Below are 13677 nucleotides of genomic sequence, written 5' to 3' on the forward strand. Positions count from 1 at the left end.
GTGTCGGCCTAAGCCGCGCCGAGATCCTGGCTTGAGCCGGGGGAAGATCCCGCGGTCTGGGGTTGCCGGTCGGTCGATAGCGTGATGGGGCCGAAATAACCGAAGTCGTCACGGCACATGGCGATGGCGCGGGCGACATCGCGGTAGAGGCGGGGCTCGTCCGATTTGAACATGGCCAGGCGGTGCTCGCCCGAGCGGCCGGCCAGGCGCAGCCAGACGCTCCATTCGCCGGTTTCAGATTCCGTGAGCCGGACTTCCTTGATCGAGCCGCCGCGTTCCAGGAACCAGTTGACGTTGCGCGCGCGGATCGGGAAGTCCGGGTTGGTCGCGATGACCCAGGCCTCCTCGCGGGCGTCCGTCTCTGTCTCCCGTTCAGCCATCATCTGCTGCGGCAAAGCCTGCTCCCCTACTATCGTGCTTAACTTGTCAGAAAAGCACCGTGCTGTCGCGGGGCGGATGGCGACGAAGCGTTGCTGATCGCCCGGTTTTACCGGGCAGGCGTCGTATTTTTGATCCTCTTCGTTGAGACCTGTGCCGTGGGACCCTGTGGGCGTGTGGTTTGAAGCCGCGAGCGGGGGGAGCGCCCTCCCCCTGAGTCGCAAAGGCAAGCCTTGAGCGCCTACCCCCTCCAGCGGGGGCGATCCCCCGCAACGCCCCCAAAGGGTTTGAGCCGGCCTGCGGCGGCCAAAGGCGGAGCAAGGGCGCCGGGGGCGAGCCCTTGAGGGACAAAGGAGGATCGACCCATGTCCTTGAAACCCATCGTCCAGGCCCTGGGCGGCGATCTTTATGATCGCGGCCTGCGGGCGAATATTCCCGCGCCCGGCCATAGCGCCGCTGACCGTTCGGTCTCGCTGCTGCTGCGGGAGGGGCGGGTGATCGTCCATACCTTCGGCGATGGCGACTGGAAGGATGTGCTCGACTATCTGCGCGGCGAGGGCCTGGTCGATGCGCACAACGCGCCGACCACGCTGAGCCAGACGCGCCGGGCTCAAGCGGGCGCGCCCGTGACCGGGCTGGAGCGCCGCCAGGCCGCCTTGCGGATCTGGGAGGCCGGCCGGCCGCTCGCCGGCACGCTGTCTGCGCGGCATTGCGCGCTTCGCGGCGTCGGCCGCCCCCTGCCCGGCCCCGACGTGCTGCGCCATGGCGGCCAGACGCCCGTCTCGGCCTATGCCGAAAGCCGGCACCATCGTCCGGCCCTGCTAGCGGCGATCTGCGACCGGGAAGGCGGCTTCACCGCCGTCGAGGTCACCTATCTCGCGCCCAACGGACGTCGCGCGCTCGACCTGCGGCTGAGCCGCAAGACCGTAGGCCCCTCGCCGGCCTGCTGCGCGGTGCGCATCGATGAGGCCGCGCCGCAGATGCTGGTCGCAGAGGGACTGTTCACCACCCTGTCGGCCAGCGCCCGCTTCGCTCTGCCGGCCTGGGCGCTGATGTCGACGCGCAACCTGCGCCACTGGCGCCCGCCCGAGGGGGTGCGCGAGGTGCTGATCGCCGCCGACCGGGGCGCGGATGGCGAGGCCTCGGCCGAGCAGCTACGCGCCGGCCTGGTAGGCGCGGGCGTCAAGGCGCGCATCGCCCTGCCGCCGGAGGGCTTTGGGGACTGGAACGAGGCGGAGGCTGCCGGCCGGCTGGATCCGGTCCTGACCTGAGCGGGGAAAGGAGGGAGGAAGGGATCGGGCGGGTGCGCCCAGGGGCAGGATGTCCCTCGCCCAGGCGCGAGGAGCTTAAGACCCCGATGACCGATCAATCCCCCGCCTCGCCCGCCGCCATGACCCGCATCCAGGTGCGCCTCGGCGATCTTGGCCTGGCCAAGGAGAACCTCCGCTTCCACGAACCGGCCGACGACGGGGTGCCGCAACTGGCCGACACCCTGCTGGCCGCCGGCGTGGTGATCCCGCCGATTGTGCGACCGGGGCGCAAGGGCGAGGCCCCGTTCATGGCGCTCGACGGCCGCCGCCGGCGCTTTGGCCTGATCCTGCTGCGGGAGCGCGGCGATATCGATGACGACTACCCCATCGACTGCCTCCTGGCCGAGACCCCGGCCCAGCAGGCGGCCGCCATCGTGCTGCCGAACACCGAGCACGCGCCGGTCCACATCGCCGACGTGATCACCGCCATCGGCAAGCTGCGCAAAGCCAGAATGGACACCCAGGCGATCTCGACCGCGCTCGGCTATGCCGAGCTGGAGATCAAGCGGCTGGAGGCCCTGGCCGCGGTTCATCCCACGGTCCTGAAGGCCCTGCGGCAGGGGCGGCTGACCCTGAAGCAGGTCCGGCTCTTCGCCCGCCTGCCCGACAAGAAGCAGCAGGCCGAGATCGCCCAGACCGCGCTCGACGGCTATTTCCAGGACTATCAGCTGCGCGCCGTCGTCGAGCATGACCGGGCGACGGTCGAGGACGACCGCTTCACCCTGGTCGGCATGGACCGCTACCTGGCCGCCGGCGGCCGGGTGGCCTCGGACCTCTTCGGCGAGTACCCCGACTTCCTGCTCGATCCGGAGGTCCTGCAGGGCGCCTGGCGCGAGCGTGTGCAGCCGATCGTCGAGCACCTGAAGGCCGAGGGCCTGGCGGTCTATCTGGCGCGGGAAGCGGGCTACAGCGCCCCGGACGGCTTCTTCCGCCTGGCCCATGTCTGGGAGCGCGACCTCGACGAGGTCCAGAAGACGGCGCTGGCCGAGGCCCGCTATGCGGTGACCCAGCTCGAGAGCGCCCTGCAGGATCTCGATCCGTCCACGGATGAGGCGCCGATCCAGCTGGCGCCGCTGGTCAGCGCCTATGGCGTGGCGGCCGGCGCGGTCCTGACCCGCAGCAAGATCGGGGCGGTGCTGCTCACGCCGTCGGACGGACACGGGCTGGCCGCAACCTTCTACTCGGTGCCGCTGCCGATCGAAGAGCTGCCCGAGGAAGACGAGAGCGAAGACGACACCCTGTCCGCCGGTGGCCGTCCCAGCGCGGTGACCCAGGACGTTGAGGTTCCCCGGGCCGACGTCGAGGTGGAGGGCGCAAGCCATGTCCTGCATGAGACCCGCACCGATGTCGCCACGCGCGGCCTGATCCGCGACCTGGCCGACGATCCCAGCGCGGCCCTGACGGTGCTGGTGGCCCAGCTCTTCAAGCAGCTGGCCCTGCACTCGAGCGGGGCCCTGGACGGCTCGGCCTCGCAGATCGCCGCCACCCGCTATCAGCGCGGGTCGCAGGCGCCGATCGCGGCTCTGGACGGGGAGGTGCGCCATCGCCTGGACGCCCGCCGCGAGGCCTACCGCGCCTCGGGCCTGCGGCCGATCACCTGGGTCGAGACCCTGCCGCACGGGGAGAAGATGGCCCTGATGGCGGAGCTGACGGCAGTCTCGCTCAACATGCGCGAAGCCCGCACCAGCCTCCTGCGCCATGGGGCCCGCGCCGAGGCGGCCGAGATCGCCGCGCTGTGCGGCGCGGACATCTCCGCCCACTGGACCCCGGACGAGGCCTATCTGAGCGTCCACTCCAAGGCCCAGCTCCTGGTTCTGCTGGAGGAGCTTGGGGTGGAGGACGATCGCGCCAAGACCCTGAAGAAGGATGCGCTCGTCACCTTCGTCGCCGAGGCGGCGGCCGAACGGCAGTGGGCCCCCGCCGTGCTGTCCTGGGATCGCCCCGCCGCGCTCGGCGATGACGACGGCGAGGCGGAGGGCGCCATGGAAGACGAGGCGCCTTCGCCGGACGAGACGGATGAGCCCGAAGCGCCTGTCGGCGAGCCCGAGGACGACAGCGAGCCCGCTGTGGTCGCCGACGCCATCGCGGCCTGATCCAGAGGAGCCCCCGTCCGACCGGCGGGGCTCTAACTGCGCCACAGGGTGTCGCCGAAATGCCACACCCTAGCCGGTAGAGCGAAGTAATCGTCTGGTCTACGTCTTGCGAGCATAAATACATCTGAAAGGAGGTGATCTCATGACAAGCGTTATCAAAATCAGACACTACGGCATTCCGTTTGTGAACAGTGGCTGCGCCCGTCTTTTGCTGACAGGCGTGCTCTTTCACTACGTCGTCCTGACCCAGTAGGGACAGGGCCCCGACCTCTTAGGGGGTCGGGGCGCCGGCGTTGTTCCGAAAGGGTAAAGGAAGGGGGTGGACGGGCGAGCCCGTCGGGACTGGAGGGAGGCGCCCTCCGCCGCGGGTGAACGGATCCCCGCCATGAACGCCATGCTTCCCCTCTTCGCGACCGCTGGAGCCTCCGACCCGGCCGCGCACAAGGCCGCCAACATCCTGGCCGCCGCGCGGGCCCTGACCCCGCAGCTGAACCGATCGCGCACGCTCGACCGGCGGCTGGTGGCCAACACCATGACCACGACCTTTGGCGGCTCGGACGCGGAGGGGGCGTGGATCTGGCGCGACGCCTATGACGCCGTGGAGGCCGCACTGGTGTTGCAGCTGCGCCGGCTGTCGCCTCAGATCAGCCGCCTGGAAGATGCGCCGGCCGAGATCTGCGCCCTCTTGGCCAATCTGGCCGAACTCGGCCTCACCCACACGCGGCGCAGCGAAGAACAGGTGGCGCTCGACCAGTTCTCGACGCCGCCGCAGCTGGGCGCGCTGGCGGTGCTGGCCGCTCAGATCCGGCCTGGCGATCAGGTGCTCGAACCGTCTGCCGGCACCGGTCTTCTGGCCGTGCTGGCGGAAGCCTGCGGGGCCAATGTGACCCTGAACGAAATCGCCGATCAACGCGGCGCGATCCTTGAGGGGCTGTTTCCGCTGGCGGCCCGCAGCGCCCATGACGCGCGGCACCTGAAGGACATCCTGCCGGCCTCGGGCAGCTTCCATGCCGTCATCGCCAATCCGCCCTTCCAGGTGCTGGAGGCGCATCTGCACGCCGCGCTGGACACCCTGGCCGAAGGCGGCCGGCTGTCGGCGATCGTGCCGACCCGCCTGTTCGATGACGCGCCCGCGATGCGCGGGCTGGCGGCGCGTGGACCGATTGTGTTGCGGCTGGCCTTTCCGCCCCGCGCCTACGCCAAGCACGGGACCTCGGTCGACACGGGCCTGCTGGTCATCGATCGTGGCGAGCCTGGCGCGCTGTCACCCGTGATCGCCGCCGAGGGCTTGGCGGACGCGGCCCTCGCGGCGGCCGCCGTCCCGGCTCGGCCGAGCGCGCAGCCGCGCCAGTTCCGGGCGGCGGCGAGCGTCGCCATCCTGGCCCCGCGGGCACGGGCCCTGGCGAGCCCCTCGAACAAGCTGGCTTTCCTCGCCACCACGGCGCCGGTCGCCTACGAGACCAAGCCGTGGTCGGGCGAAGGTCATGACGTCGGCCTCTATCAGGCCTACCAACTGGGCCGGGTCGCTTTCGCCCAAAGCCGCCCTCACCCCTCCCCCCTCGTGGAATCCGGACCCATGGCCTCGGTGGCCTCGCCGGCTCCGACCTATCGACCGGTCCTGCCCGCCAAGATCGCGGGCGAGGGCCTAATCTCGGACGCCCAGCTGGAGACGGTGATCTACGCCGGCGAGGCCCACGCCAATCTGTTGCCGGGCCGCTGGCGGCTGGGCGAAGCGCCGCATCAGGTGCTTTTGGTCGCCGACGACACAGCCGATGCGGTCAGCTTCCGGCGCGGCTTCTTTCTCGGCGACGGCACCGGCTGCGGCAAGGGCCGGCAGATCGCCGGCGTCATCGCCGATAATCTCGCCCAGGGCCGGACCCGGGCCGTGTGGCTGTCGAAGAACGACGCCCTCCTGGAAGACGCGCGGCGGGACTGGGGCGCGATCGGCGGCGCGGCCAGCGACCTCACCCCGCAATCGGCCTGGAAGCAGGCGGACGCCATCCGCCTCGATCGGGGGATCCTGTTCACCACCTACGCCACCTTGCGCCAGCCAGCGCGGGGGGACCGGCCGTCCCGCCTCGATCAGATCGTGGCTTGGCTCGGCGCTGACTTCGACGGGGTGATCGTCTTCGACGAGGCCCATGCGATGGCCAACGCCGCCGGTGGCGCCAAGGGCGCGCGTGGGCCGAAGAAGGCCTCTCAGCAAGGCATGGCGGGTCTGGCCTTGCAGAACCGCCTGCCCAACGCCCGCATCCTCTACGTCTCGGCGACCGGGGCGACGACGCCGGAGAACCTGGCCTACGCCGCCCGTCTGGGCCTGTGGGGCGGGCCGGATGCGCCGTTCCCGACGCGCGAGGCCTTCATGGACGCTGTGGAGACCGGCGGCGTGGCGGTCATGGAGCTGATCGCCCGGGAGCTGAAGGCCATGGGGCTCTACATCGCCCGCTCCCTCTCGTTCGATGGCGTCGAGTACGACGCCCTGAAGCATCCGCTGAGCGCCGACGACATCGGCATCTGGGACGCTTGGGCCGACGCCTACCAGCTGATCCACCACAACCTGCGCGCCGCGCTGGAGGCGGTCGGGGTCACCGAAGAGGGCAAGCCCAAGAGCGGCCAAGCGGCGTCCGCCGTGATGTCGGCCTTCGAGGGCTCCAAGCTGCGCTTCTTTGGCCACCTGTTGGCCGGCCTCAAGGCCCCCTCCCTCGTGGCCTCGATCCGAGACGATCTGGCGGCCGGACGCTCCGCCATCGTCCAGGTGGTCTCGACCAATGAGGCGGTGATGGAGCGTCGCCTGGCCGAGATCCCGCCGGAGGAATGGAACAACCTCGCTGTCGACCTGACCCCGAAAGACCAGGTGCTCGACTACCTGATGGGGGCCTTCCCGATCATGGCGATGGACGCGGTCGAGGATGAGGACGGCAATGTCACCATGGTGCCGGTGATGGTCGATGGCGCGCCTGTTGTCAGCCAGGCCGCCCTGCGCCTTCGCGACGAGCTGGTCACCCACCTGGCCTGCCTGCCGGCGGTGCCGTGCGTCTTGGATGCGGTGCTTGAGGCCTTGGGGACCGAGCAGGTCGCCGAGATCACCGGGCGCAGCCGCCGGGTGATCCGCCGAGATGGCCGCCGCGTGGTCGAGCGGCGCAGCGCCTCGGCCGCCAAGGCCGAGACCGACGCCTTCATGAGCGGCAAGAAGCGCGTCCTGGTGTTCTCCGACGCCGGCGGGACCGGGCGCAGCTATCACGCCGACCTGGGCGCGGCGAACCAGCAGCGGCGGGTCCACTACCTGGTCGAGCCGGGCTGGCGCGCGGATGCGGCGATCCAGGGCTTGGGGCGCTCGCACCGCACCAACCAGGCCATAGCCCCGCTGTTTCGGCCGGTGACCACGGACATCCACGGCGAGAAGCGGTTCCTGTCGACCATCGCGCGGCGGCTCGACAGCCTGGGCGCGCTGACCCGTGGCGAGCGCCGCACCGCCGGCAACGGCCTCTTCCGGCCCGAGGACAATCTCGAAAGCCCCTGGGCGCACCGGGCGCTGCAGGCCTTCTACATCGCCCTGCACTTCGGCACCGTGGAGGCGATGGACCGGGAGACCTTCGAGGCCAAGACCGGGCTGCGGCTGATCAACGGCGACGGCGAGCTGAAGAGTTCGGACGACATGCCGGCGATGAACACCTTCCTCAACCGGCTCCTGGCCTTGCGGATCGCCGACCAGAACAGCCTGTTTGCGGCGTTCGACGAGATCCTGGCCAGCATCCTGGAGCGGGCGGCGGCGTCCGGCGCGCTGGACCGGGGCATGGAGGACGTCGTCGCCGACGACCTCTCGGTGCTGGACGAGGAAATCATCCGCACCGATGCGGTGACCGGGGCTGAAACCCGCCTGCTCCGCGTTCAGGTGCGCACGTCCCGGTCCCTGCTGCGGGCCGAGGCGGCCCTGGCGGAGAGCGATCCGCAGGCGCGGGTGTTCGCCGTCAACAGCAAGTCCGGCCGCGCCGCCCTGGTCGTCCAGGGCCTGACCACGACCAATGATGACGACCGCCTGGTGCCGGCGGTGCGGCTGATCCGGCCAGAGAAGCGCAGCGTGGCCCCGCTCAAGGCCTATGAGGAATCGGCGTGGGAGGGGACGGACGAGGCGACCTGGCGCGCGGCCTGGGAGGCGGAGCTGGCGGTGGCCGACCCGTGGGTGACGCGCGAGCTTGTGCTGGTGACGGGGCTCTTGCTGCCGATCTGGAGCAGCCTGCCCGACAAGCGCACCTCGGTGCGCCGGCTCAAGGCGCCGGACGGCCGGCGCTGGCTGGGGCGCCTGCTGGACCCGGCGCAGGTCACCCCGCTGAAGATCGCCTTGGGTCTGACCGATACGGCCGGCGCGGTCGGCGATGGCGCCTCGGCCGCACGTCTGGTGCTGGCGGACGGCGCCTCCGTCGCCTTGAGCGGCGGGCTCTGGCTGCGGCGGGCCAAGGTGATGGACCGTCAGCGATTGGAGGTCGTGGGCGCGGCGGCCCAGCGCGCCAGCTTCACGGCGCTGGGCTGCTTCGTCGAGATCATCGCCTACACGCCGCGCGTCTTCGTGCCGACCGATCGCCCGGACGTGCTGAGCGCCATCCTTGAGCGCTGGCCGGCGCAGACCATCCTGCCCGCCGCGGCCTGACCGAGCAGGTTTGTGATCGAGAGCCGCCGGTGATGAGCCGGCGGCTCTTTCGCGTCGGCGGACCGACGGGCAAAGGGCTGGAGGAAGGGACGGAGCGGGCAAGCGCTCCGGGATTGGCCCGGGGGCGAACCCGAGGGTCCCATGTCCAACCCGCTCGATGATCTGATCTTAGACCTCATCGCCCGCATCGAGGCGGGCGTCCCGCCGTGGCGCCAAGCCTGGAAGGCCAGCGCTGATCCGAGGATGCCCTTGCGGTCGAACGGCGAAGCCTTCAGCGGCAGCAACGCCTGGCTGCTCGCCTTCGCCGGCGCGATGCGCGGCTATCGCTCGCCGTACTGGTTCACCTTCCGCCAGGCTCTGGCCATCGGTGCGCCCGTCGGCAAGGGTGAGAAGGCCTCGCCGGCCATCCTCTACAAGACGCGTGTGGTCGGTGAGCCCTCCGAAAGATCGGAGGTCGGCGCGGCCGATGACAGCGGCGACCCGCGGGTCTTGCGCTATCTGAAGACCTACAGCGTCTTCAACGCCGAGCAGCTGACGGACTGTCCGCGCGCCTTTCTCGACATCGTCGATCCTGACCCCGCCGCCCGAATCGCCGCGCGCAACGCGGTGCTGGATGCGATTCCGGCCCGGGTGGAGTTCGGAGGCGGCACGGCCTGCTATGTGCCGGCGCTGGACCTGATCCGCCTGCCGCACCCGCACGCCTTCGACACACGCGACGACTTCCTGGCGACCAAGGCGCATGAGCAGCTGCACTGGTCTGGCGCGGCGCACCGGCTGGATCGCACCTTCGGCAAACGCTTTGGCGACGAGGCCTACGCCTTCGAGGAGCTGGTCGCCGAAATCGGCGCGGCGGCGCTGGGTCTGCGCATCGGTCTTGCGCCGCAGCTGCTCGACAGCCACGCCGCCTATCTCGGCCATTGGGCGAAGATCCTGCGGCATCGGCCCACTGCGCTGCTGGAAGCCTCCGGTCATGCGCAGCGGGCCGTCGACTACCTGCTGGCGTTCAGCGCCCAGGGTGCGGTCACCGATCTGGCCGACTGACCTCCCTTCCCCCCACATCATTGCAAGGAGACCGCCATGGGCTGGCTCTACATGCGTTCGCTTGCGGGGTACGCGACCCCCGAAGGCCTATCTCGACGCCCAATTCACCTACGACCGCGACACCGGAAGCTCTCGTGTTCTGGCCTCAAGTTTGATTGGTCGGCGCACCTACTACGCCGCCGTCGAGTGGGTCACCGCCGCATCCGGCGAGCGGGAGGTCTGGGGCCTCGTCTGCCTGGTGCGCTACAACCCGCGCGACCGGGAGGGCCTTGTGTTCGGCTACAAGGACATGTCCGAGTCCATGGGGCCGTGCGAGTCCGAGTGTCCCGCGCGGATCCTCGATCTCCTGACCGCGACGCAGAACACATATGCCCTGGCCTGGCGGGAACGCTGCCGAGGCCGACTGTCGGATCGGGCGGCGCGGGCCGCCAAGCCGACGCCCAAGCCGGGTGATGTCGTGGTCCTGGCCGAACCGCTTCTGTTTCAGGACGGGCGGACCTTCTCCCGCTTCGAGGCGGTCGCCTGGCCAGGGCGCCGGCGCGGCGGTCTCGTCTATCGCAGCGAGCTGGGCGGGCTCTACCGCATCCCCAAGCTGAAGGACCGCGTCTACCTCATCGAGGGACGGACGGGGCGCTCCCGGGACTGAGCCCTGGGCGGAGGCAGACGTGGGCGCTGACGGGGTGTGAAGCCGTCGCGGCCAAGGGTCCTGCCGGCGGTCCTTGGGTCTTTTAAGTCCTCTGGCTCTTGAGACCTCGCCACCGTCCGGAGCCCCCCACAAGGGACGCTGCGCTCAAAGCCCTTGTGGGCGTCTCCAGCCGTCGGCACGGGGCGGTCGTCGAGCCGACGGGCTCAAAACCCCACGCCGACAAGGACCCCCATCATGGCCTCTGCTGCCTTCTCACCCCTCACCGGTCACTTGACCCACTTCGAAGCCCAGGCGCTCTCCCTGGACGATCCGCGGCCCCATCCTCACGAAGACGCCTTGCTCCAGCTTGGCCATGCCGTGTTGACCGAGACCCTCGATGTCTTTGGCGAGACCGCGCTCGAGGACTTCCAGACCATCATCTGCGAGACCCTGATCGGGGCGTTTCACTCGGCCGCCCAACGCATCGAGCGCGAGGCGGATCGGGCCAGGGACGAGCTCAACCGCTTGAGCCGCGACTTCGATGGCTCGGAGATCGCCGACACCGAGATGCAGGACGCCACCCGCAAGGCCCGCGCCGCCGATGTGGCCTGCCTGGCCTTGGAGTTCGTGCGCGACGCGGCCGCCGCGAGCTACACCACGGCGACCGGGGAGGTCTGGTCCCCCTGGAAGGGCCATGTGAAAGCCTCGCGTCTGACCGCCGCCCAGATCGAGGCGCGCGACGCCCTGCGCACCGCCAAAGCCCGCAAACATGCCGCCACCGACCCGGGCGCCGTCATCGTCGCCTTCCGGGCCGCCCCCCAGGCAGACACCGAGGACGACGCCCATCGCATCTTCGACGCCCTGAACTGGGCGCAGGCGCAGTGGCCGGACATGGCGCTGGCGACGACGGGCGCCAAGGGTGGCGAGAAGATCGCCATCAAGTGGGCCAAGCAGAAGGCCGTCACCCTGGTGCTGGCCAAGGCCGATTTCGACAGGAACGGTCGGGCTGCGCCGTTCCGGGCCAATGACGAGCTGATCGCGTTGGAGCCGGTCTGCGTCTTGACCCTGGCCAACACCTTGAACGGAACGCGAGCGGCGTCGCTGCAGCCCTTCGGGCCGGCCCTCAACCTCGGCCAGAAGGCGGCTGAACACGGCATTCGTCACCTGCCGGTGAAGGCGCGCGGCTGACATCGCTGGGCGTGGCGGCTCGCGCCGTCACGCCCTTTTTGTCTGTTGGCGATGTGTGGACAGCGGCCGAGCCCTCTTGCGGGATCACAAATGTTCTACATATGTTCTCGACCTCGTCCCTGCCCTCGTGTCGGCAGGCTTTCGAGGTCTCATGCGTCCCGTTGTCATTGGTCTTCCCCTGCCCCTCCCCCTCGTGGGCTTTCGGATCTGCTGCGGATTTCCAAGCCCGGCCGACGACTGGATCGAAGACGCCATCGATGTCAGTCGCCTGGTGGTCACCAACCCCGCCGCCACCTTCCTGTGGCGGGCGTCGGGGGACTGCATGACACCGACCGTCCTGGACGGTGATTATCTGGTCTGCGATCGCTCGCTGGCCCCGGTCTCGGGCGACGTGGTGGTCGCCGTCGTCGACGGCGAGCCGACCGTCAAGCGCCTGACCTATGTCGCTGGACGGCCAAGCCTTAGTCACGACAACCCGCGCGCCTTGCCTTTTGCGCCCGATCCGCTGAGCGAGATCAGCATCTGGGGCGTGGTCGCCTGGTCGCTTCGCGCGCATCGGCCGTCCCGATGACGCCAGTGATCGCCCTGAGCGACGGCAACTGCTTCTACGTCTCGTGCGAGCGGGTCTTCGATCCGCGCCTGGAAGGACGGCCAACCGTGGTGCTGTCGTCCAATGACGGCAACATCATCGCCCGCAGCCCCGAGGCCAAGGCGATCGGCCTGAAGATGGGCGATCCCTACTTCAAGGTCCGCGAGCTTTGCGCCCGCGAGCAGGTCGCCGCCCTGTCCTCGAACTATGTGCTCTATGGCGACATGAGCCGGCGCGTGAACGCCGTTTATGAGCGGTTCGCGCGCGAGGTCGTCGTCTACAGCATCGATGAGAGCTTCCTAGATTTTACAGGGCTTGCCGATCCGGTCGCTCACGCCCGCGCCTTGCGCGCGACCGTCCGCCAGTGGACCGGGATCCCGACCTGTGTCGGGCTTGGTCCTACCAAGACCCTGGCCAAGGTGGCCAACCACCTGGCCAAGCGCACGCCGGCGCTGGACGGCGTTTGCGACCTGAGCGACCCGCAGATGCGCGCCGCCGCCCTGGACGATCTGCCCGTTGGCGATGTCTGGGGCGTAGGCCCGGCCTATGCCGCGCGGCTCACCGCCATGGGGGTGACGACGGCCGGCCAACTGCGCGACCTCGATCCGCGGCAGGTCCGCGCCATGCTCAGTGTCGTCGGCGAGCGCTTGGTGCTGGAGTTGCGCGCCCAAACCTGCCTGTCGTGGGACGAGGTTCCGGCGGGCCGCAAGGGGTGTGCGGTGACCCGAAGCTTTGGCCAGCCGATCACGGACTTAGACGACTTGCTGCAGGCGGTCGCGAGCTTTGCCAGTCGCGTGGGTGAGAAGTTGCGCCGCAATGGGGTGGTCGCCCCGCGCCTGTCGGTGTTCATGCACACCAATCCCTTCGGCGCCGGGCCGCATCATAGCGCCAGTGGCGCCGTGACCTTCCTTGAGGCCACGGCCGACAGCACCGAGCTCGTCGCCGGCGCCCGGCAGGCGGCGCGCCAGGCCTGGCGGGATGGGTATCGCTACAGCAAGGCCGGCGTCGTCTGCGAGGGCCTGGTTCCCGCCGGGCAGATGCAGGCGAGCCTGCTGTCGGCAAGGGATTCTGCGCGTTCAGAGCGGCTGATGGCGGCGCTTGACGCCTCTAACCGCCGTTTTGGGCGGGGCAGCGTGGTGATCGGGGCGACGACGGGCCGGACCCGATGGACGCAGAAGGCTGAGTGGCGGACACCGCGCTACACCACGCGCCTGGACGAGGTGCCGGTCGCCCGGGCCTAGGGCGCTCCAACACCGAATATCGGACGCCTCGAGGGGGGTCTGATCCCCTGACCTCACCGCAACATCGAAGGTCGTCTCCCGGATGGAGGCCGCCGAAGCGAGCTCGTCCGCGATCCAGCTCACGACCCTAGGGCGGGCCGGTTAGGGGCCAAGGCGACCTCGCCGAAGGCGAGGCGGGGCCGACGGACCCTCACGGCCTTCGCTGCGCTGCAGGCCGGTTTCCATCGGCCCCGACCCTGTCCCCTGCCCTACTCCCCGCCCTTCCCGGTCGCGAGATCGCGGGAACGAGCCCGCCGATCCGGCAGCAAAGCGGGAGACGACGATGACGACGATGGCGATGGCGCAAGCGGTTTTCCAACACGCCCACGACTTCTATGACACCGGCAGCTGGTATGTGGTCGCCGAGTGTTGGGACGTCCTGGCGATCGCCGAAGAGCTGGACCGTCAGGAAGAGCGCAGCGCCACGCCGTTCGAGCTCGAAGCGGCGGCCATCGCCCACTTCCACACCCTGCTGCACGACACTCGCAAGACCCGCCACTGACGGGGGACCGCGCGGCGCTCAAGGCG

Annotated in this window: 10 protein-coding genes; 9 read left to right on the forward strand and 1 reads right to left on the reverse strand. The window is 69.8% G+C overall.

Annotated elements, in window-relative coordinates; genetic code table 11:
• Positions 1 to 8 precede the first annotated feature (8 nt).
• Entirely contained in the window at positions 9 to 395 is a 387-nt protein-coding gene (locus ACE3TA_RS21390) for a hypothetical protein (protein WP_374576363.1), read from the reverse strand.
• A gap of 348 nt (positions 396 to 743) precedes the next feature.
• On the opposite strand from ACE3TA_RS21390, the gene ACE3TA_RS21395 reads away from it, so the two are divergent.
• The 9 genes from ACE3TA_RS21395 (at position 744) to ACE3TA_RS21435 (ending at position 13651) form a co-directional block, all read left to right on the forward strand.
• Positions 744 to 1649 (forward strand): toprim domain-containing protein, encoded by a 906-nt coding sequence (locus tag ACE3TA_RS21395; protein WP_374576364.1) that lies wholly within the window; start codon positions 744 to 746, stop codon positions 1647 to 1649.
• A gap of 86 nt (positions 1650 to 1735) precedes the next feature.
• Positions 1736 to 3781, forward strand: a complete 2046-nt coding sequence (locus tag ACE3TA_RS21400) for a chromosome partitioning protein ParB (RefSeq protein ID WP_374576365.1) — start codon at positions 1736 to 1738, stop codon at positions 3779 to 3781.
• Between the two features lie 385 nt (positions 3782 to 4166).
• Positions 4167 to 8426 carry a strawberry notch-like NTP hydrolase domain-containing protein gene (locus tag ACE3TA_RS21405; RefSeq protein ID WP_374576366.1) on the forward strand — a complete coding sequence of 1420 codons (4260 nt, stop codon included), beginning with the start codon at positions 4167 to 4169 and terminating at the stop codon, positions 8424 to 8426.
• Positions 8427 to 8567: 141 nt separating this feature from the next.
• Positions 8568 to 9467 carry an ArdC family protein gene (locus ACE3TA_RS21410; RefSeq protein WP_374576367.1) on the forward strand — a complete coding sequence of 300 codons (900 nt, stop codon included), beginning with the start codon at positions 8568 to 8570 and terminating at the stop codon, positions 9465 to 9467.
• A 61-nt stretch (positions 9468 to 9528) separates the two neighbouring features.
• Positions 9529 to 10113: a hypothetical protein gene (locus tag ACE3TA_RS21415; protein WP_374576368.1), complete on the forward strand. Its 585-nt coding sequence runs from the start codon at positions 9529 to 9531 to the stop codon at positions 10111 to 10113.
• A 234-nt stretch (positions 10114 to 10347) separates the two neighbouring features.
• The gene (locus ACE3TA_RS21420; protein WP_374576370.1) at positions 10348 to 11280 is read left to right on the forward strand and encodes a DUF2493 domain-containing protein; all 933 of its coding nucleotides are present in this window, start codon (positions 10348 to 10350) and stop codon (positions 11278 to 11280) included.
• A 151-nt stretch (positions 11281 to 11431) separates the two neighbouring features.
• Entirely contained in the window at positions 11432 to 11851 is a 420-nt protein-coding gene (locus ACE3TA_RS21425; RefSeq protein WP_374576371.1) for a LexA family protein, read from the forward strand.
• Positions 11848 to 13110 (forward strand): Y-family DNA polymerase, encoded by a 1263-nt coding sequence (locus ACE3TA_RS21430; RefSeq protein WP_374576372.1) that lies wholly within the window; start codon positions 11848 to 11850, stop codon positions 13108 to 13110. The genes ACE3TA_RS21425 and ACE3TA_RS21430 overlap by 4 nt, the downstream gene beginning before the upstream one ends.
• 337 nt (positions 13111 to 13447) lie before the next feature.
• Positions 13448 to 13651 carry a hypothetical protein gene (locus ACE3TA_RS21435; RefSeq protein WP_374576373.1) on the forward strand — a complete coding sequence of 68 codons (204 nt, stop codon included), beginning with the start codon at positions 13448 to 13450 and terminating at the stop codon, positions 13649 to 13651.
• The last annotated feature ends 26 nt before the right edge of the window (positions 13652 to 13677 follow it).

Origin of the sequence: Phenylobacterium sp. (genome assembly GCF_041916435.1) — a bacterium.
In the GTDB taxonomy this organism is placed as follows: Bacteria; Pseudomonadota; Alphaproteobacteria; order Caulobacterales; family Caulobacteraceae; genus Phenylobacterium.